The organism is Flavobacterium pectinovorum (assembly GCF_006438875.1).
Lineage (GTDB): Bacteria > Bacteroidota > Bacteroidia > Flavobacteriales > Flavobacteriaceae > Flavobacterium > Flavobacterium pectinovorum_A.
The window spans coordinates 59,711-81,431 of the sequence record NZ_RCZH01000002.1; the positions used below are offsets into that span (position 1 = coordinate 59,711).

General features: G+C 33.9%; 12 protein-coding genes. 7 read left to right on the forward strand and 5 right to left on the reverse strand.

All coding sequences use genetic code 11. The features are described 5' to 3' along the window. Window positions 1–179 precede the first annotated feature (179 nt). From EAH81_RS02625 to EAH81_RS02650, 6 genes are all read left to right on the forward strand, one after another. On the forward strand, window positions 180–479 hold the full coding sequence (locus EAH81_RS02625; protein ID WP_140503457.1) for a hypothetical protein: 300 nt from the start codon (window positions 180–182) through the stop codon (window positions 477–479). Window positions 480–679: 200 nt separating this feature from the next. After that, entirely contained in the window at window positions 680–1,666 is a 987-nt protein-coding gene (locus tag EAH81_RS02630) for a hypothetical protein (protein WP_140503459.1), read from the forward strand. A 182-nt stretch (window positions 1,667–1,848) separates the two neighbouring features. After that, on the forward strand, window positions 1,849–3,801 hold the full coding sequence (locus EAH81_RS02635; protein WP_140503462.1) for a PKD domain-containing protein: 1,953 nt from the start codon (window positions 1,849–1,851) through the stop codon (window positions 3,799–3,801). Between the two features lie 132 nt (window positions 3,802–3,933). Further along, a complete protein-coding gene (locus tag EAH81_RS02640) occupies window positions 3,934–6,597 on the forward strand; it encodes a CHAT domain-containing protein (RefSeq protein ID WP_140503464.1) in 2,664 nt (887 codons plus the stop codon). Then, window positions 6,549–6,989: a retropepsin-like aspartic protease gene (locus EAH81_RS02645; RefSeq protein WP_140503466.1), complete on the forward strand. Its 441-nt coding sequence runs from the start codon at window positions 6,549–6,551 to the stop codon at window positions 6,987–6,989. The genes EAH81_RS02640 and EAH81_RS02645 overlap by 49 nt, the downstream gene beginning before the upstream one ends. Before the next feature lie 138 nt (window positions 6,990–7,127). Then, on the forward strand, window positions 7,128–13,055 hold the full coding sequence (locus EAH81_RS02650) for a T9SS type A sorting domain-containing protein (protein WP_140503469.1): 5,928 nt from the start codon (window positions 7,128–7,130) through the stop codon (window positions 13,053–13,055). A gap of 474 nt (window positions 13,056–13,529) precedes the next feature. Here the strand turns inward: EAH81_RS02650 and EAH81_RS02655 are convergent, their stop codons facing one another. The 5 genes from EAH81_RS02655 to EAH81_RS02675 all read right to left on the reverse strand — a co-directional run bounded on the left by EAH81_RS02655 (window position 13,530) and on the right by EAH81_RS02675 (window position 20,423). Then, a complete protein-coding gene (locus tag EAH81_RS02655; protein ID WP_140503472.1) occupies window positions 13,530–16,700 on the reverse strand; it encodes an efflux RND transporter permease subunit in 3,171 nt (1,056 codons plus the stop codon). Window positions 16,701–16,771: 71 nt separating this feature from the next. Beyond that, window positions 16,772–17,839, reverse strand: a complete 1,068-nt coding sequence (locus tag EAH81_RS02660) for an efflux RND transporter periplasmic adaptor subunit (protein ID WP_140503475.1) — start codon at window positions 17,837–17,839, stop codon at window positions 16,772–16,774. Between the two features lie 10 nt (window positions 17,840–17,849). After that, complete coding sequence (locus EAH81_RS02665) at window positions 17,850–19,184, reverse strand: TolC family protein (protein WP_140503476.1); 1,335 nt, start codon at window positions 19,182–19,184, stop codon at window positions 17,850–17,852. 10 nt (window positions 19,185–19,194) lie between these two features. After that, window positions 19,195–19,794, reverse strand: coding sequence for a TetR/AcrR family transcriptional regulator (locus EAH81_RS02670; RefSeq protein WP_140503477.1), 600 nt, complete (start codon window positions 19,792–19,794; stop codon window positions 19,195–19,197). A 107-nt stretch (window positions 19,795–19,901) separates the two neighbouring features. Then, window positions 19,902–20,423, reverse strand: coding sequence for a YceI family protein (locus EAH81_RS02675; protein WP_140503479.1), 522 nt, complete (start codon window positions 20,421–20,423; stop codon window positions 19,902–19,904). A gap of 267 nt (window positions 20,424–20,690) precedes the next feature. Between EAH81_RS02675 and EAH81_RS02680 the strand changes: the two genes are divergently transcribed. Continuing rightward, a complete protein-coding gene (locus tag EAH81_RS02680) occupies window positions 20,691–21,665 on the forward strand; it encodes a polyprenyl synthetase family protein (RefSeq protein ID WP_140503481.1) in 975 nt (324 codons plus the stop codon). Window positions 21,666–21,721: the final 56 nt, after the last annotated feature.

Here is a 21,721-nt window from a genome sequence, read left to right on the forward strand (position 1 = left end):
AACAGATTGAACAGATTCACACCGTGTTTCATTAGTTTTCTAATTTAAAATTTGCGCTAATTTGTGGAATTTGTGGCAAAAAAGAAATGGCACACGGATTTCTTGATTTAATAATTCGTGCTCATTCGTGAATTCGTGGCGAAAAAAACCTTTTGACAAACAATCAAAAATTAAAAGAAATGGAAACGTATCAATTTACAAACGAAAAAACCTTAAATAAATTTAACGAAATGATTGCAGCCAAAAAACGCAATGGTTTTGTAATCATTGAACATAACGAAAAATTACCCTACGTGGTTTTATCCAAAGAAAAAAAGACTATTAATCATTTCTTTCACCTCTTTCTTACCTGCATCACATTTGGACTTTGGACAATTGTCTGGCTGTATTTGATTGTTACGCTTTCGCAGAAAAAAAACATTCTTGTTGCTGTAGACGAAGACGGAAACTTGTTTGAAGACAAATGCCTTTCGGAATAAATTAAAAAAAAATAAAAAACCGGGGTAACAATTTTACACACCAGTTGATATAGCAATATAAAACACGTTCAAAAAATAATTTCAAAAACAAGGGTAACAATATCAAACCCAAATTGATATAACAACATAAATACAATTAACAACCAAATCTGAAAAACCGCCTGATAGTAATCAGGACAGATTTATAAAAACTAGAAATCATGAACACAAATTTCAAAAAATTAGGAGTTTTATCTTTATTAGTAATCACTTTTGCAAGTTGCAGTACAAGCGACGGCGACGATAACAATCTTGTTCTTCCTCCATCTGGAGCGGCGTTTAAAGGAATTACCGAAAAGGGAATTAAGAAAAACACGCAAAACTTTACCATTACAGCCGGAACAGGTGTTGTAACCATAACATCTGCAAAAGGGGTAAAACTAAACATTCCGGGAGACTGTTTAACTAAAAACGGAATTGCCGTAACCGGAGCTGTTGATATTGAATACATCGAACTTTTTGACAAAGGAAATATGTTGATCACCAACAAACCAACAATGGGAATCACGGCTGACGGAAAGAAAAACTTACTGATTTCGGGCGGAGAATTCTTTATCAAAGCCACGCAAGGCGGAGTTGAACTTAAAACTACTTGTTACATGACCATGGTTGTTCCGGCAGCTTTAACAGATGGTGTAGACAATACAATGACTTTATGGAATGGTAAAGTTGATGATAGAGGAGAATTGGCCTGGGAACAGCCTAAACCAAACGCTGACGGAGCTGGAGGAAAAGGAGGCGTTCAAGGCGAAGGATCTAATTATTATGTAACTTTTGGAAACTTTGGATGGACAAACGTAGACCGTTTTTACAGTGATCCAAGACCAAAAACAACTCTTCTTGCAGACGCTCCTGAAGGTTACGACAACAACAATAGCGCAATTTACTTATCATACGATGGCGAAGGAACAAATGCACTTGCTAAACTGGACACTTATACGCCTGCTGGATTATTTAGCGAACACTACGGTCAAATCCCAATTGGTTTAGCGTGTCATGTGATTTTCGTTACCGAATCTAATGGACAATGGCGCTATGCAATCAAAGCTGTAACCGTTGCTGCCAACGATGTTTACACCTTTACTCTTGCCGAAACAACAGTTGGCACAGAAGCTCAACTGGTAGCAGCGATCAATGCTATTCAGTAACTTACAAAATACTTTTAAGAAAAAGTGATGATTTGCTCATCACTTTTTTTTACATTTAATCCAGTTTTCAAATTAATTCTGATGATTTTCAGAAGCTAATCCTGCTATTCGTTGCAATCTTTTATGCCGAACCCCGGCACAAAAGGATTTCCACTACTATCAGGGCTAAAAAACCTCTAGTTATGAAACCACTATCGTCTATTTTCTTTATTCTATTCTCTATTCTCGCAATAGGACAAACCAAAGTAAAAGACACCATAACCCGAAGAGCCAATATTGGTTTTATCCAAAACGGAAACGTTGTTACTTATAAGCCGGAAACTCCGCCATTAATTCCAATTGCGGGCGCGCCAAAACCAAGTTATTCTTATTTATGGGAACTTGGTGACGGACATTACAGCAAAGAAGCCGAACCGAAACATGTCTATAAAAACAAAGGAACATACACCACAAGACTTGCCGTAACCAATAATTACGACAACGGAAAACCTCCTGCAACGCGACCAAAAAAAGTTGCCATAAACGACATTACGGATACTAATTATAAAGACATTGCATCGATCGAAGATCAAAACGGATTTGCAATCCTAAAAAACTGCGATCCAATTCCGGATCAGGAAATGATAGTTGTAGTAAGTTATCAAAATCTCGAAAACTATGTTTCAAGCGGAAAGCTTTATCTTTTTTACAATGAAAAACAATTCAAAACTAACAACTTCGAATTAGTCGATTTTCGAACCTATGCAAATGAACGTGAAGTACAAGAAAAAACCGTCGCTTCTGTAGACGATTTAGACGATAAAAATTCCTATTTGGCTTCAGCCGAAAACAATTTCAAAACCAAAAAATACAGAAATACAACTACCGAAGAAGATCTTGACGCTTCCTTATTAGAAGCCAATAAATTATATCATAATGTGTCGGTTCTGGAATTTGACGATGCAAACCCAAGCGAAACCCGAAATGTATTTTATACTTTTAAAACTACTCCCGAAATGATTAAAGATACCAGCGCAACAGTTACCATGCGCGGAATTTTTGTCCCAAACAGAAGTTATAAAAACCACAAAATAAAAAATCTCGAAATGGAAATTGTAACTTCTCACGATCCCAACAAAATGGGTTCTAACGGAAGTTTTATCAATTATAGATTAGTTCGTTTTAAACGAGTGAATTTTAAAACCCGTTTTCAGAACAACGGCGAAGGTCCGGCGAGAATGATCCGGCTTGAAACAGATATTCCGGATATGTTTGACAAAAAAACATTTCAGGTAGAAGATATGTATCCCAAATGTCCAATTTGTCCAAAAGGCGAAGAACCAACCGTAAGTTGTCTTGATACCATTATCAAACAAAAACAGATTTTCTTTACGTTCAAAAACATTTATTTGCCCGGAAGCGAACAAAAAAATGTACACGAAAAAGACAGCACAAAAGGTTTTGTCAAATACTCCATGAAATTTACTGAAGACTTTCATAAAGTAAAAACCAGAAGCCGTACCTCCATTATTTTTGATAAAAACGAACCTATAATTACCAATTATGCCACTACCCGATTTTTACCCGGAATTTCGATTGGTGCAAAAGCGGGTTATAATCTATATCCTAATTTAGAAAAATCAACGAGTTATTTTGTGGGTGCAACCATTTCGCCTTTTAAATCATATCGCTTTTACTGGCAAGCCGAATGGTTAAATGCGTTGAATAAATACGACAGTGGCACCACTATAGTTAGTCAGAATGTGGTAAACCCAAATGGCGTAAAACAATTTCAACGCACCACAACGACAATCGAAAACAAAAATGTAAACTGGGAAATTCCGCTTTTACTGCGATATAATATTAATACCTATATTGGAATTGGCGCGGGAATTCAGGCGAATTTTGATGTTTCATCTGAACAAACAAAAACTAAAAAGATCGAAAGTTTTGAAGGCGGAACGGATCAATTTTTAATGGATACCCAGACAAAATCAAACTCGGTTAAAAACTCCTTTGGCAATTTAAAAACAGGTCTTTTGTTTGATTTAACCGCTGGTTTTGCCCGAATTGGTCCAAGTTTAGGCGCTCGTTATGTGATTAATTTCGAACAGAATTTCAACTATTTCCAGCTTTACGGAATCTGGAAGTTTTAAGAATTATACAAAGACAAAAGTTCGCCACGAATTTCACAAATTTTCACAAATACAGGCGGCTAAATAAAGCGCAAATCAAACTAAAAAATAATTCGTGAAAATTTGTGAAATTCGTGGCGAAAAAACTTTAATATGATAAAACTATATTGCTATATTTTATTCTTTTCAACTCTAATTTCATTCGGGCAGCGATCTGCTTCGGAAGAAGATAAACTCTATAATGCGGTTGATGCTTTTGTGTCGAATCCTTCGGCGAAAGCCATAGAAAACCTGAGCAATATTGAATCTGATTTTTGGAGAAATTCAAAATCTAAAACCAAAGACGAACTTCTTGCCATTGTGGTTTTAAACTGCAATAAAGCGTATTATGAGAATCAATTCGGGCAAACCGAAAAAGCCATTGCGAGTTATGAAAAAGCATGGCAAATTTATCAGAAAAATAAACTCGCAAATTATGATATTATCGAATTTTGCCTGAAACCTTTAGGTAATTTATATACAGTTTTGGGCGATTATGATAGCGCTGAAAACACGATCAAGCAATACTTTTATATTATAAATACTTCCAAAAATTATCCTGATGCTCCAAAGCAAAAATTTGCTGCGATTCTTAATTTGTCAAATGTGTATCAGAGTTCCGGCAAGATTTCTTTGGCAATCGAATTATTAGAAAATACTCTGAAAACAGAGAAACTATCGAATGCGCAAAAAGGAATTTTATGGAATAATTTGGGAAATAGTTATTTGTTGAGTGCTACAGGAAATTTAATGAGACCTGAAACACATCAAAATGCCCAAAAAGCATTTATATCGGCTGTTTCATATCTCAAAAACGAAAAAAATCAAACAGAAACTTTATCCAATTCTTATCGAAATCTCTCCGTTCTTAACCGCCAAAGGCAAAACTTTGAAATTGCCAATTCTTATTTAGAAAAAGCAGAAAGGTTATTTTTAGAAACGAATAAACAACCGAGAAAAATAGCAAAACTGTATTACGAAAAAGCTTTATTGTTTTTTGATGAACAAAAATATGAGGAAAGCGAAAAGCTGATTCTGACTATTTTTAAAATTCTGATTCCGAATTATAATTCAAAAAATAAGCTTCCTAATCAAAATGAATTATACGCTGAAACTGTTTTAATTGATATTCTGGATTTACAGGCAGAAATCTTCTCTAAACAAAATCAACCCAAAAAAACACTTGAAGCTTATAAACTTTCCTTTTATATCGAAGATTTATTGATGAACGGATTGATTTATGAAAATTCCAAAATCATATCTCAAGTCCGCGCCAGAAATCGTACTGAAAAATGTATTTCTATTTATGATCGTTTGTATCATGAAGAAAATAAAACCGAATATCTGGAACAAGCTTTTCAATTAGCAGAAAGAACAAAATCAGGGATTTTAAAAAGTTACCGCTCGAATATTAAAAACGCTTCCGCAGAAGAGAAAAAGCTTTTACATGAACTTCAAACTTTAAATAATAACATTTTAAAAGAGCAACAAAAAGGAAATTCTGCTAACATTTCGAACATCAATAAAGCCATAAAAAAGCAAAATGAATTGATGCTTTCGCTGAAGAAAATTCAATCTGAAAATCCAAATTACATTCCTGAAAATTGTGATTTTAAAATGCTATTATCAAAACTAGAAAAAGATAAAGCCATGATGCTTTATTACCTAATGGGATCTGAAAATCTGTATTTTTTCATTTTACAAAATAACCAAATTGCTTTAAATCATATCAACATCACTCATCTTGCAATTCCTAGAATTGTACAGTTTATAGATTATTTTAATAGCCCCGATGCTATTATAAATGACATCTCAGGTTATAATCATTACGGAAACGACGTTTATAATTTATTAAAAATGCCTGGTAATTCTGTTTATCAAAACCTCATCATTGTTCCTGATGGAATTTTGAATTTCCTGCCTTTCGAAGCTTTGATTACTCAGGAATCTTCTACAACAAATTTTGCAAAAATGCATTATTTATTGAATGATTTCAAGATTGGATATAATACTTCGGCGAATATTTATCTGAATTCTAAACCTAATTCAAAATCTGAAAAAACAGTTTTGGGCGTTTTTCCTATTTTCGAAAAAACACCGTTTGAATTGGGTTATTCTAAGAATGAACTGGAAGCTATTAAAAGTAATTTTAAAGGGAAATATTTAGAAAATTCAAATGCAACTTTTAGCAATTTCAAGAAGAGTGCAGATAAATATTCTATTTTACATTTAAGTACACACGCTTCTTCGGGAGATATTGAAACACCGGCAAGTATTAAATTTTACGATCAGGAAATCTTATATTCGGAATTGTACAATTTAAATATCAATCCTGATTTAGTGGTTTTAAGTGCCTGCGAAACCGGAATTGGAAAACTCTACAAAGCCGAAGGCGCAATGAGTGTTGCAAGAGGTTTTCAGTTTGCAGGAGCTCAGAATTTATTGTTTTCTTTATGGAAAGTAAACGATTATACAACATCGGTTTTTATGGCTGATTTTTATAAAAACATTAAAAATGATGTTCCTTATTTTGAAGCTAATACAAATGCTAAACTTGATTTTTTAAACGACAAATCTATTTCAAATGCTAAAAAATCGCCTTACTATTGGAGTTCTTTCGTTTATTACGGTTCAATTTCATCAGAAGAGAAATCAACAAATTATATCTTTTACATCATTAGTTTATTGACTGTAATTGGTTTATTTTTGATTTTCAATCCCTATCGAAAATGGAAAATCTTCACGAGGTTCTCAAAAAAGAGAAATACAAAAAAATAAAATTCAAAGTTACCAAGACGCAACACCTTTTAGTAAAAGCCAAAATCAATGGCGTTTCAGGGAACTTTATTTTAGATACGGGAGCGTCGAATTCCTGCATTGGATTTGAAAGCATCGAACGCTTTGAATTGACAGCAAAAAAGTCAAAAACCAAAGCTTCGGGCGCTGGAGGAACCGGAATGAAAACACAGATTTCAGCACATAATAAGTTAGAACTTGGAAGTTGGAAAAACACGAACTTTGGTATTGTAATTTTTGATCTTTCGCATGTCAATGAAGCTTTGGAATCTTTTAAGGCAAAACCTGTTCATGGTATTATTGGTGCAGATGTTTTGCTACAAGGAAAGGCAATTATAGATTATTACAATCATTGTTTGTATCTTAAAATATAATTGTAAATACCATCTTCAAATTAAGAGATTAAGGGTCATAGAACTAAATTCTTTGATTTTTAACAATAATAACTTTATATTTATTGACATTGGTTTTTTTCTATATATTTGTTAAAACATTTTAACAATCCTATACGTATGAAAAAAACTTTACTTTTTTTTCTTTTACTGTTTACTAATTATTTTTATGCTCAGGTCAATGATATAGAGCATTGTTATCAAAATACCCAATTTGATTTAACCGTTAACCAGTCACTTTTACTGGGTAATTTAAACCCTGCAGAAACAACAATTAGTTATCACTTAAGTTCTGAAGATGCAACTGCCAACATAAATGCAATTGTGCAGCCAACAGCTTATAGTAGTTCAGCATTGTCTAAAACTATTTATGCCAGAATAGATAATCAAGGAACTGTTACAACAAAGTTTTTTAATATAAAAGTATATCAAGAGTTAACTTTTACAACTCTTACATCATCGGTTCATTGTAATGGACAAAATGACGGTTCTTTAACTGTAGTTCCGTCTGGAGGTAAAACTCCTTATGCTTATAGTTTGGACGGCGGTCCTTTTACCGTTTATATCGGTAATCCAATTGGCAATTTTACTAATTTATCAGCGGGTACTCACAATATAATATTAAAAGATGCTTTGGGGTGTCCATCGATGAGACAAATTGTTCAAATAACAGAACCAACTGCTTTAATTGCAACTACTGCGGTTTCTAATCAAAATGTAATTGTTACCGCTACAGGGGGAACTGTGCCGTACCAATATTCTTTGGATGGAATGAATTATCAAATTAGCGATGTTTTCCAGGTTATCACTCCCGGAAATTATACTCCCAGGGTGCGAGATTCTAATGGTTGTATGGTAATGGTACCAGTAACTGTTCTGCCACCTTTAAATGCTACAGTTGCTGTTACTAAAGAAATTGATTGTAATAGCGGTGCTATACTTACTGTTACTGCATCCGGAGGGCAACTTCCTTATCAATATTCTATAGATGGAGGAGCAACATTTCAGACATACAATGTTTTTGGTAATCTGCCTGGAAAAACTTATAATATAGTAGTCAAAGATGCTGTAAATACAGTCTCAAATGGAACTCCAATTGTACTATATCCGCCTTTTCCAATTGGTGTAAATACTATTGTTTCACCTATAAGCTGTACTAGTAATGCAATTATAACTGTTATACCGACCGGAGCATACGGGCCATTTTTTTATTCTCTCGATGGTGGAATAAATTATAGCTCTAATAATACTTTTTCTAATCTTCTTGCCGGCACTTATCGTGTAGTTGTAAAAGATCAAAAAAATTGTGTTTCTTCAATCTTTAATGTTACAATAAATCCGTTTATACCTGTAAGCGGAACTGCTTCAAATACTCAACTAGTATGTGCTCAGGATAGTGCTGCATTAACGGTCAATGCTAATGGTGGTCAGCTTCCATATCAATACTCAATAAACGATAATCCTTATACAACTAGTAACGTTTATACAAACATTAGCCCCGGAACTTATAATATTAAAGTAAAAGATGCTAATAATTGTTTATACACATTCGTATATAACGTTGTACCACCACAAAATATCATTGGTGCTATAAATATTGTAAATCAAACTGTAACTGTAACTAATGTTATTGGAGGAAGCGGGTCTTATATGTATTCTCTAGATAACGGAAGTTTTCAAATTAATCCTGTTTTTACAAATTTAACGCCTGGAACACATCTGATAAAAATAAAAGACTCAACAGGTTGTGAATCAACGTATGCAATTAGTTTTATAATTGAAGATCTAAATCCATTAACTTCTACAATGACTATTACCAAATCAATAGATTGTATGAGTAATGCGGTAATTAGTATTGCTGCAGCGGGAGGTCAGGTACCTTATACCTATTCAATAGATGGCGGGACAACTTACCAAACCAATAGTATTTTTAATAATCTTGTTGCAGGAACTTACACTATCGTAGTGAAAGATGCTGCTAACAATACAAAAATAAACACTTTTATAATTCCTCCATATTCTCCTCTAATAAGCACTTTTAGTTATACAAACGTAAGATGTATAGGTTCTAATGATGGATCTGTAGAAATAACGGCAACAGGCGGAAAAGCTCCTTATGTTTACTCCTTAGATAATAATCCTTATAGTTCAAGTAATATAACCAGTAATTTAGCGGCTTCAAATTATACTATAAATGTAAAAGATGCTAATGGATGTCTGTTTACATCCATGGTAACAATATCACAACCAGATGCTTTATCAGCTTCAACCACAGTGAAAGGCACTTCTGCTAATACTAATGACGGAGAAATAACGGTTACTCCTTTCGGTGGCGTTGCTCCATACGTTTATTCAATTGCCGACAATACTGGATTACCAGTTGGTCCTTTTCAAGTATCTAATGTTTTTACAGGACTAAAAGCCGGATCATATATTGTTAAAGTAAGAGATGCAAATGGATGCGAGTTTAATTCAGTTACTATAACCGTTGAAAGCCCTAGCCCTTTAACTGCAAAAGCCGTTATTACAAAAAAGTTAGATTGTATTAGTAATGCAACAATAACAGCAACTGCAACCGGAGGGCAATCTCCTTATACCTATTCTGTAGATGGAGGAGCAACTTACCAATCTGGTAATATTTTTATTAATCTCGTTGCGGGAACGTATAATGTAATTGTAAAAGATGCTGCAAATACAATTTCAAACACAAATACGATTGCAATAAATCAACCTCCAAAGTTAGCCGCATTTGTTGCTGTATCAAAACCACTAGATTGTAATACGAGTGCGATAATTAGCGCTATTGAAATTGGCGGAACTGCTCCATATTTGTATTCAATAGATAATGGTCCATATGGTTCCAGTAAGACCTTTAACAAAAATGCAGGTACTTATACTGTAAATATTAAAGATGCAGCCGGATGTATTGTTTCAAGTACTGTAACTGTGGCACCATATGTTTCTTTATTTTCAACCATAGCAATTGCAAATGTCAAATGTCCTGGTGGTAATGATGGTTCTATCGTGATTTCGGCAAGTGGCGGGGTTTCACCTTATACTTATTCGATTGGATCTGGATTTCAAGCCAGCAATATATTTAATAATTTAGTTGCCGGTAATTATGTGGTTTTAGTAAAAGACAAACTAGGATGTGTTCTTTTGAGATCCATAAAAATTATTCAACCTGCAGCTATTACTATTACAGCAGATATTACCAATGCAACCTGTTATGATTCGACAACTGGAGAAATTACAATAAATGCTTCCGGTGGTACATATCCCTATACTTATTCTATAGATGGTAATGTTTATTCGCAGAATAATACTTTCACTTATTTAGCAGCCAAAGTTTATAATTTATACGTTAAAGATAACAGAGGATGTATTGCTTCATTTTCGGCAACAATTACTCAACCTGATGCTTTAGCGCTCGATATTGATGTTAAATCTTTAAATAATGATGGAGCAATTGGCGGACTTATAAAACTAAATGCTTCCGGAGGGAAAGCTCCTTATCTTTATTCTGTACGAAACGACACGCAAGGCACGCAAGTATCCTTAAATCAAAACATCAGATTATATAGTGGCATGTTTGAAGGTTCTTACACCATTAGCGTTACAGATGCGAATGGATGTAAAATAACTAAGACTAATGTAATTGTTGCAATAACAAATCCAATTGTACTGAATGCTGTTAAAACCCCTATTAGCTGTATAAAAAATGCTTCTTTGGTTGTAAATGCTTCCGGAGGCGTTGCTCCATATCTTTATTCTTATGATAGCGGTGTCACATACACAAGTAATAATCCCGGACGAACCAATTTGACTCCTGGCACTTATTCTATGTTATTAAAAGATGCTATTGGTAACGAAGCCCAATCTTATATTATTGTAAAACCCTATGTTCCTGTTAAAACAACTGCCACAGTTTCATATGAAACTGCTGACGGTTATGTCGATGGAGTAATAAAAATGAGTTCCAGTAACGGTGTTGCTCCTTATACTTATAAAGTTAAAGATAGTGCTACAGGTAAAGTAATATTTGACAATTCGCTTTCAGTAGGTTATGTCGGATTACCGGAAGGAACTTATTCTATAACTGCTAAAGATGCTAACGGTTGCGAGTCTCAAAGTGTCGACGCGACGCTTGTGCTTCCTGGTCCAATTTCGATAAGTATAAGCAATATTAATCCTATTACTTGTCAAAACCCTGGGGAGAGTTTAACTCTTAACGCATCGGGAGGTACAGCACCATATCTTTATTCGTTTAATGCAGGTGTGACCTATAGAACAATTAATAGCGTTGCAAATTTACAATCAGGCTCGAATTATATTTTTTATGCAAAAGATGCTATTGGTAATACAAGTAGAATTACTTATAAAGTAAAAACATACGTTCCGTTAACGCTTGATCTGACTAAAAGCGATGTAAATTGCAACGGAGCTCAAGATGGGACAATAGTAGCGAATGTAGCGGGAGGAACTTCTCCTTATACTTATTCTTTAGGAGCTGTATTTACATCTTCTAAAATTTTTAGTAATTTACCTGCCGGATCATATAATGTAACTGTTAAAGATGCTACAGGATGTACAACTATTTCCAGCGTAACAATAACACAACCTACTCTTTTAGCAATATCAACAAGCATTGTAAATGCAACGACTACTAACGGCGGAAAAATTACAGTTACTGCTTCGGGAGGAAATCTTCCTTATACTTATTCGCTTCAAAACAATAATGGAAGCGTTGTAATGCCGTCACAAACTTCTAATATTTTTACCGATTTAACACCAGGATCGTATTCCGTAAAAGTGACTGATTCACGTGAATGTATAATTTTACAATCGGGAATTAATATTTCATCACCATCACCTCTTGTGGCAACCTATACTGTAATTCCTATAAGTTGTGATAATCCGGCGATGATAATGGTAATTGTCGCTGGAGGAACTGCTCCTTATACATATTCTTTTGACAATGGAAATACCTATTCAGCTTCGAACATATTTTCTACTTTCACACCTGGAAATTATGATATAAAAGTACGTGATGCCCAAAACAATATCACTTCGCTTGTTGCTGTCTTATCGCCGTTAGATCCTTTAAGTATAATAGCAAACGTTGTGTCATCAGTAACTTGTTCTCAAAACGGAATAATAGAATGTACTGTTTTTGGTGGTCGTGCTCCTTATGAATACTCCTTAAATGGCGGGGTATTTCAAACCAGTAACACTTTTAATGTCCCAGCAGGTTTTTATACTATATCTGCCAGAGACACTAGTGGGTGTATTGTGATGATAGTTGTTGAATTAAAACAACCGGAACCTCTAGTTGCTTCTTTGAATGTAGAAGATCATACTGCAACAATTACTGTTGCCGGTGGTTCTGGTCCTTATTACTATGCTATTTCGCCAAATCTGGCTGTATTTACAGGAAATAATACGTTCACCAATTTAGCAGTTGGTAATTACAGTGCAATTGTTCAGAATAAATATGGCTGTTATATGATATTCAGTTTTGTTATCGAACCTCCTGCTCCTTTGTCCGAAGGAAAAAATGCAACAACTTTTGAATTTAAGCCGGGACAAACTTTAGCAGATTTAATAGTTGAAGGAGAAAATATTCAATGGTATAGCAGTCAAAATCCTTCTGGTGGCAAGAACAACAAAGCAAATGAAACTCCACTGCCTTTAACAACAGCTCTTGTGGATGGAATCACTTATTATGCTTCTCAAACGATCAACGGAGTTGAAAGTAAAGAACGCCTTGCTGTTACGGCTAAATCAAACGGATCGCTTTCGACACCGGATTTTGTACTTCCAAATTTCAAGTATTATCCAAATCCTGTGAAACATCTATTGACAATAAACAATACTGCTGTGATTGATGAAATCGAAATATATGCTGTTTCCGGACAAAGTATTTTATCTAAAAGAATCGATAGTGATCATGCTGAAATTGATTTATCAAATGTTTCTGCAGGATTGTATTTCTTAAAAGTAAAATCAGAAGGACAGGTAAAAATTGTGAAACTTGTGAAGAAATAACGAAAATTAAATTCCAATAAAGAAACTCCAAATTCCAATCTTTCCCGTCCTGAAACTTCGGGACGGAATTGAGAAGAATCAATAAAAATCCAAATTCCAATGCCGAACTATCGGTAGGAGTTTGGATTTTTTATTGGCTGTTTAAAAGAAGCCAAATGTTTGAGGCTAGCCCTGATTACTTCACTTAACATTTATTTTCATAGGAGCTCAGTGAACTTCGTTTAAGGTGGTATCCTTTTTTGGCGATTTTTATTCGTCGCAAAAAAAGATAAAGCCGAAAGCAGGAACAATGTTTATTTAAAAAGCGAATTGTATTGCTTCTAAACTTTATAAATTTTAATTTCTTCTCCAGCTCGTTCACACTTAATCTAAATTCTAGTTCCTAGACCTTAATTATGGCTTAAATACTAGTCAAAAAAAAATCCCAAATTCCAATTAAGGATTTTGGGATTTTTCAATCTAAAATTAAATCAATTAATGGGTATGTTTAGGATTAAAACCGTCCTCACTTACTTCGGCTGGCGTATAATCCGCAACCATTTCAGCTTCGTAATCGATTTTTTCTCCTTTAGATAATCTTCGAATAATACCTTCCATTATTTGGTAGATCACAGGAACTACAATCAAGGTTAGGAATAACGAAGAAATTAATCCTCCAATAATTACCCAAGCCAATCCGTTTTTCCATTCAGCTCCGGCTCCAGATGCTAATGCAATTGGGAACATACCAAATACCATCGCAATTGTAGTCATCAAAATCGGACGTAAACGAGCGTGATTTGCCTGAATTAATGCTGTTCTGATTGATTCTCCGGCAGCCCTTCTTTGGTTCGTATAATCGACCAACATGATCGCATTCTTACACACCAGACCAATTAACATGATGATACCTAAAATGGTAAAGATATTTAATGAGTTGTTTGTTAATGCTAATGCTAATAAAGCACCAATAAACGATAATGGAATAGCAAATAATACAACAAACGGGTGAACGAAACTGTCATACAAACTCACCATTACAAGGTAAACTAAAATAATAGCGGCTAATAAAGCGATTCCTAAAGTACCAAATCCTTCCGATTGGTTCTCTTGATCTCCACCCCAAATATAGTTTACTCCTGCTGGTTTTTTAAGCTTGTCTAACTTCGCCTGCCATTGTGTAACAATTGTTCCTGAAGGAACTCCAACGTTTTGTCCTTTTACAGTTACAGAAGCAGATTTGTCTCTACGCTCTAACTGGCTAGGTCCTGAACCTTCTGTAATATCAGCAAATTGAGATAACTTAATTTGTTGTCCTGCTGCATTTATGAAAATCAAATTACTTACATCAGTAATACTTTTTCTGTCGAATGCATTGTATCTGATGTTGATATCGTACTCGTATTCTCCAGCTCTGTATTTACCATCTGTGTTTCCACTAAAAGCAGTTTGCATGGTTAAACCAACTGTTTGAAGTGTTAATCCTAAAGCGGCCATTTTATCACGATCTACCTTAACGTTAATCTCAGGGTTTCCGTCTTCAACTGTTAATTTAATCTCTGTTGTTCCAGGAATTGTGCGCAATTCAGCTTCAGCTAATTTTGCAAATGCCATAGCGCTTTCTGTAGATGGACCTGTTACGATCAATCCTAATGTAGCATCTTCGGCAGTTCCTAAGATACCTACAGGAACGGTTTTTACTTTTGCACCAACTAATACTTTTTCTAATTTACGTTTGATTTTTGCTGCGTAAACGTTAGCATCATCAGTACGATCTTTTTGTTCGATCATTTTTACGTCAATCTCTGCTTTGTAAGCTGTTGCTTGCGATGCTCCAAAACCTTCACTCGTTTGTCCTACTGTTGTAATTTGACTGTGAACATATTCTTGTGCTTTTAAGTAAGCTTCGGCTTTTTGAGTCATGAAGTTCGTTTGTTCTAACGAAGCATCTTTTGGCATTTCGATTTGTACTAAGAACTCACCACTATCAGAAGATGCGAAAAACTCTCCTCCAATAAAACCTCCAAGTCCAAAAATTGATCCAAAGAACAATATTAATACAAGAACAATTGTTTTTCCGTAATTATCCAAACACCAGGTTAACAACTCAGAAATCCAGTTGGTAAAACGTGTTAAATAACTTTCGAAACCAAGTATAACTCTTCCAAAGAAATTTTTTCCTTCAATGTGCTCTAATTTACCATAACGAGATGATAACCAAGGAATAATAGTAAATGAAGCTAAAAGTGATAGTAAAGTTGATATAATTACGGTAACACAAAACTGTGTAATGATATTAGAAACCAAACCAGAACTCATTGCAATAGGCAAGAACACTACCACAATTACTAATGTGATCGAAGTTACTGTTCCACCAATTTCGGCAGTACCGTCATAAGAGGCACGAATTTTATTTTTACCCATCTCCATATGTCGATAAATATTCTCGAGGACCACAATCGCATCATCGACCAGAATACCTACAACAAGAGATAATCCTAATAAACTCATTAAGTTTAAGGTATATCCCATTAAATAAATACCAATAAACGTAGCGATCAACGACGCCGGAATAGACACCATTACAATCAATGAGTTTCTAATACTATGCAAGAAGAATAACATTACTAATGCTACCAGAACTACCGCAATCAATAAATCGTGAACCACAGAATCTGCAGCTTCTAATGTAAAGACTGTACTATCTTTTGCTACTTCAAGTTTTAAATGATTTATTTTATAATCAGCTTCAAGAGTCTTAATCGTTTTTAATAATTGCTCACTTACCGCAACTGCATTCGCATCAGATTGTTTTACGATTTGCAAAACGATTGCACTTTTTTGATCTACACGTGATATTTTTTCAGCAATTTTTTGAGTATCCTGAACATCGGCAATATCACTTAAACGAACCTGAATTCCGTTTTGAGAAGAAACTACTAAATTTCTTAATTCTTCAACACTTTTATATTTACCCGCTAAACGAATTAATATTTTTTGATTACGGGTCTGGATGTTTCCTGTTGGGAAATCTAAGTTCGAAGTCAAAATATTTTGTTGTACCTGAGGAACAGATAATCCGTAACCCTGCATTTTTAGAGCATCAAGATTCACTTGAATTTCACGCTCAGAACCACCAATAATATTTACCTGGGCCACACCTTGTACACGAGATAAAATAGGTGCTATTTTTTTGTCAATTAAGTCATAAAATTCGGCTTCATCCATTTTTCCGTTGGCACCAAGTGTCATAATTGGTAAATCACTCAGCGAGAATTTAGTCAATGCCGGGGTTTTTACATCATCCGGTAAATCACTAATTATGGCATTTATTTTACGCTGTGCATCATTCAATGAAAAATCGACTTTTGCATTTGATGTTAATGTAATCGAAACGATCGATAAACTTTCGTACGATTTTGAGTCAATTTTCTTGACATTTTCTAAGGATGCAATCGCATCTTCAATTTTCTTGGTTACGGTATTTTCTACCTCACTTGGAGAAGCTCCCGGATAAACTGTAGAAATTGTAATAACGTTTTGTTCAAATTTCGGGATCAGCTCGTAACCTAACTGGCTGTAGCTGAACAATCCACCAAGTATTAGAATTGTAAACAGTACAATTACTAACGACGGACGTTTTATGGATATTTCGGCTAATTTCATATATTTTGCTTTAGGCTGTAGGCTTTAGGCAATAAGCTTAATGCTTATGGCGTATAGCTTAATGCTTTAAATTATTTAATAATTTCTACTGTATTACCGTCTTGTAAGTTAATTTGACCTGTAATAACTACAGTTTCTCCGTCAGACAATCCATTGATGATTTCTACCTGATCTCCTAAAATTCTTCCAGCTGTTACTTTTCTTAATTTTGCAACACCGCCTTTTACAACAAAGATTTCGTTACTGCTCACACTTCCTACGAAAGCATTTCTAGGCACAACCATTAAATGTTGTTTTTGTTGGTTTGATGCAAAATTTGCAGTTCCATACATACCCGCTTTTAAGTCATTGTTTGTATTGTTTGTGATTTCAATTTCAACTGGGAAATTCAAAGATTCGTCTGCTTTTGCAGCAATAAAAGTAATTTTTCCAGAGAAAGTTTTATCAGGATAAACACTTGCCGATACATTAATATGGTTTCCTACTTTCAAACTAGCTACTTGATTTTCGTTTACTGTAACTACTAATTTTAACTTAGAAACATTTACAATATCAAACAAAGCAGTTGCAGGCATTCCTGTTAGGATAGATCCCGGCTCAATGTATTTTTTATTGATGAATCCGTTAATTGGTGCTTTTACTTTAGTATCACCAACATTAATGTTAGCTTGTGTTAAACTAGACTGAGCATTTGTTAAGGCTAATTTTGCCTGATCTAATTGTTGTTTTGTAACTCCTCCTGTTTTAAATGCATTTTCATATCTGCTGTAATCAGATTTTGCATTTTGATAAACTGCCTGAGCTTGTTGAGCATTTACATTGATAATGTCACCTCTCATTGTCAATAAAGTCTGACCTACTCTTACGTAATCACCTTCTTTAGCCAAAACACTAATTACTTTTCCTGATTTTTCAGCGGAGAAAGTCAATTGTTGAATAGGTTGAAAGTTTCCATTTGCAACGAAATCCAATGAAATTTCTTCTGTTTTTACGGGAGTTACTTTAACTGAAACTGCAGCATTTTTCACTGCTACGATATCCGTTTTAGCTTTGTTTTTTTTCTTATTATTATTTAAGACAAATCCAATCAGAGCTAAAGCTGCGATTATGATTACGATTGTTATAATAGTTTTCTTCATTTTATTTTAGTTATTTAATAAGAGTTTTTAGTTCGCCTTTTGATTTGATTAATGATACTTCCGCTATTTTATAATTTAAAACTGCTCTTGTATAATTATTTTGAGCTGAAAGTGATTCGTCTTCAGCATCCAATAAATCTGTTAATGATGCTAATCCCTGGAGATAATTATTTTTTGTATCGCTTAAGATTTCCTTAGCCAAATGCATATTTTCTCTTTGATTATTGATTGTTACAAGGTTATTATCAATATCAGCCATTGCATTTCTATAATCTAAATCAAGTGAAAGTTTGGTGTCTTTGATATCTTCCTGAAGCGATCTGATACTTACATCAGCTTGTCTTACTCTTGAACGAGTTCCAAAACCTGTAAAAATCGGCACTTTTAAGTTCAATCCAATTCCTGAATAATCAGACCAATAAACACCTGAAGATGGTTTTTCGAACCAAGGAAATTCCGGACCCTGACCAATATAATTGTAACCTGCAGTCAAAGAAAGTGTAGGATAATATTCTGCCTGAACAGATTTCTTTTTGAACACTAACAATTCTTCTTGTTTTTTCAAAAGCAAATATTCTGTTCTGTTTTCAACATTTGGAACTTCTGTTAATGCAGCAGGAACAACTTCAAATTCTTCTTTTGGCAATATAATTTGAGTTTCAATTGGCATACCCATATAAAACTTCAAAGCATTTTCCTGTAAAGTAATCTGATTTTTAATTTGTTGACGTTCTGTATCTATGTTTGACATTTTTACAACAATACGGTCTAAGTCAATTTTTTTAGCCAGACCATTGTCAAATTGTCCTTTTACGATATCACGAACTTTACTCGTGTTAACATAATTACTATCTAATAAAATTAATCTCTCGCGTTGTACATAAACCGAGTAATAGTTATTTGCAACTCTTTCAATTACTTGTTCTTCCGTTAATTGACTGTTTATCTGATAAAATTCACGAGTAGATTTTGCAGCTCTTAATCCGGTAAATACTGCCTGATCAAACAAAGCCTGAGTTAAAGAGATTCCGGCTCCTGATGTCCATTTTTGACCAAAAGTTGCCTGAATAGAAGTTCCCGGTTGTCCAAAACTTGCTCCGTCAATTACACTTGTCTGTAAAATTGGATTGTACGTTAAATTTCCGTTTCCGGTAATTTGTGGTAAGGCTCTGGAGCGTATTTCCTGAATTTGGTACTCACTATTTTCTATCTCTAATTTTGCTTTCTTAGCATCGGCTTTATTCTCAAGCGCATAGATAAGAGCATCTTTTAGAGTTAACGTTTTGACTTGTGCGTTGGCAGACAAGCCAATTGTACACAAAAATATAAGAATTATTCTTTTCATAGATTGATGATTAAATAGTAATTTTTTTAAGTTGCTTTTCTAGTTCAATTATTCCTTTTTCGGTTGCCATTGCTCTGGTGTGATATTCCAGCGCTTCTAATTCTATTTTTTGTGCTTCTCTCTCTGAAACAGTAGTTTCGTTGATATGAAAAATCAATGTGTAATAAAACTTGACATAGATATCTATATTTAAGTCCTTACGATACAAACCGTCACGGATTCCTTTTAGGATATTATCTTTAAAATAATGATTGCATTGCTCTATTTCATGTGTCATTACGTTGTGATAGATTTCAGGATAATGCTTTTTTAACTGATAAAGCGGTGAGGTATCTGTGGCGTTTTTAAACATATCACGAAACGTTTCTCTGATTTCAAAATTTTCGTGAATTGCATTATAATCTTTTGCTACAATGGTATCGATAACTTCATGAACCTGTTTATGAACTGTAGATGTACTTTCTTCAATTAAAACTTCTTTGTTACAGAAATATTTGTAAATCGTTTTTTTAGAAATACACATTTCGCCTGCGATATCGTCCATCGTAACGCTTTTAAAACCAAGTTTTAAAAATAACTCACTTGCTTTTGATATGATTTTTTCTTTCATTTTAACTTTCAAATTGCATTACAAATATACTTAGGAAACTAAAACCAAAAAAATAGTTTCTGCGATATTTGTAATAATTTTACATTAATTTATTCTTCATGTAAGATTTATATACTAAATTCAAGATTAGCGATAAGCTTAATATCTTTTCCTAAAGCTAAACCTCCATTATGATTAAATGAGTTATAATCTAAGCCAAAATCCTGACGTTTGATGTCTCCTTTAATTTCAAAAGCAACTTTTCTTTCTCCATTGTATGTGTTGATTCCAATAAACTCAGCATCAAGCTCAACCACTCTGGTAACATCTTTTATAGTAAGATCACCTTTAAAAAAATTGATGTTATTGTTTATCTTTTGAAATGAAGTCGATTTAAAACTAATAATCGGATGTTCATTTACATCAAAAAAATCCTGAAGCTGTAAATAAGTATCGATTTGCTGAAAACTATCTTTTTTGTTATTGATATCTAATGAAAACTCTACAGATGCATCTTCAATTTCATTGTCTTCAATATTCACGTAGCCATCAAATTTATTAGTCGTTCCTCCCATATAAGCAATTATCGAATGTCTCATTTTAATTAAAACATCTGATTGGCTAGAATCTAAGGTCCATGTTGTTTTCATAAATATCTGATTTAAGTGAGTTTAAAAATTATTAAAACTCGTTACGGAAACTTTTACAGTGTTTAAAGTTTCCAAATAACGATGCAAATATAGACAGGAAACTCTAAACACCAAAAAAGTTTCCGAGTTTTTTTAAAAATAATTTCAATTCCTTTAAAATGAGGGGATTTGCGGTCAATTTTAATGGAAACTCATCATTTAAATTTTAAAAAAGAAATAATTAATAATGAATTGTATCTTTGAGGCTCGCAATTCAGATTATATTTTATGCACGATATTAGCCAATACCAGGATTTTTTTATAAATTATTTAGAAAAACAAAGCATCAGCAAAGAGCCTAAAAACCTTTACGCACCCATTGAATATATTTTGGGCCTTGGTGGAAAAAGAATGCGTCCTGTGCTAACTTTAATGACTTCAGAAGTTTTTGATACTGATTATAAAGTGGCTCTTCCGGCAGCAATGGCTGTCGAAGTTTTTCATAATTTCTCACTGGTTCACGATGATATTATGGATGATGCTCCTTTGCGCAGAGGGCAAGAAACTGTACATGAAAAATGGAATCTTAATACCGGAATTCTTTCGGGAGATGCAATGCTTATTTTGGCATATCAATATTTTGAACAATACGAACCAATCGTTTTTAGAGATTTGGCGAAGTTATTTAGCAAAACTGCTCTTGAAGTTTGCGAAGGACAGCAGTGGGATGTTGATTTTGAAAAGAGAAGTGATGTCACAATTCCGGAATATCTTAAAATGATCGAATATAAAACGGCAGTATTAGTTGCCGCTGCCATGAAAATGGGGGCAATTGTTGCTAAAACTACTGAAAAAGAGGCTGATTTAATTTATGATTTTGGATTAAATTTAGGTTTGGCTTTTCAACTTCAAGATGATTTTCTAGATGCTTTTGGTGATCCTGAAACTTTCGGAAAACAAGTTGGCGGAGACATTATCGAAAACAAAAAAACCTATTTATACCTGAAAGCCCGAGAATTTTCATCTGCTGAAAAAACTTCTGAATTAGAAGAGTTATTCAATTTGCAATTAGAAAATAATACAGCGAAAATAGAAACTGCAAAAGCAATTTTCAACGAATCCGGTGCCTCAAGCGCCACGCAAGAAGCAATAGAAATGTACACTTTTAAAGCTTTTGATACTTTAGAAAAAATGAATATTAACGCTGAAAAGAAAAATATCCTGAGAACATTTGGTGAGAACTTAATGGGCAGAAAAGTTTAGTTTTTTCGCCACGAATTACACTAATTGCACTAATTTAATTATAAAAAAGAATTCGC

What these genes read in the sequence shown, in the direction of transcription:
- EAH81_RS02625 (WP_140503457.1), top strand. Translation starts at nt 180, where the DNA reads ATGGAAACGTATCAATTTACAAACGAAAAAACCTTAAATAAATTTAAC.
- EAH81_RS02630 (WP_140503459.1), top strand. Translation starts at nt 680, where the DNA reads ATGAACACAAATTTCAAAAAATTAGGAGTTTTATCTTTATTAGTAATC.
- EAH81_RS02635 (WP_140503462.1), top strand. Translation starts at nt 1,849, where the DNA reads ATGAAACCACTATCGTCTATTTTCTTTATTCTATTCTCTATTCTCGCA.
- EAH81_RS02640 (WP_140503464.1), top strand. Translation starts at nt 3,934, where the DNA reads ATGATAAAACTATATTGCTATATTTTATTCTTTTCAACTCTAATTTCA.
- EAH81_RS02645 (WP_140503466.1), top strand. Translation starts at nt 6,549, where the DNA reads ATGGAAAATCTTCACGAGGTTCTCAAAAAAGAGAAATACAAAAAAATA.
- EAH81_RS02650 (WP_140503469.1), top strand. Translation starts at nt 7,128, where the DNA reads ATGAAAAAAACTTTACTTTTTTTTCTTTTACTGTTTACTAATTATTTT.
- EAH81_RS02655 (WP_140503472.1), bottom strand. Translation starts at nt 16,700, where the DNA reads ATGAAATTAGCCGAAATATCCATAAAACGTCCGTCGTTAGTAATTGTA.
- EAH81_RS02660 (WP_140503475.1), bottom strand. Translation starts at nt 17,839, where the DNA reads ATGAAGAAAACTATTATAACAATCGTAATCATAATCGCAGCTTTAGCT.
- EAH81_RS02665 (WP_140503476.1), bottom strand. Translation starts at nt 19,184, where the DNA reads ATGAAAAGAATAATTCTTATATTTTTGTGTACAATTGGCTTGTCTGCC.
- EAH81_RS02670 (WP_140503477.1), bottom strand. Translation starts at nt 19,794, where the DNA reads ATGAAAGAAAAAATCATATCAAAAGCAAGTGAGTTATTTTTAAAACTT.
- EAH81_RS02675 (WP_140503479.1), bottom strand. Translation starts at nt 20,423, where the DNA reads ATGAAAACAACATGGACCTTAGATTCTAGCCAATCAGATGTTTTAATT.
- EAH81_RS02680 (WP_140503481.1), top strand. Translation starts at nt 20,691, where the DNA reads ATGCACGATATTAGCCAATACCAGGATTTTTTTATAAATTATTTAGAA.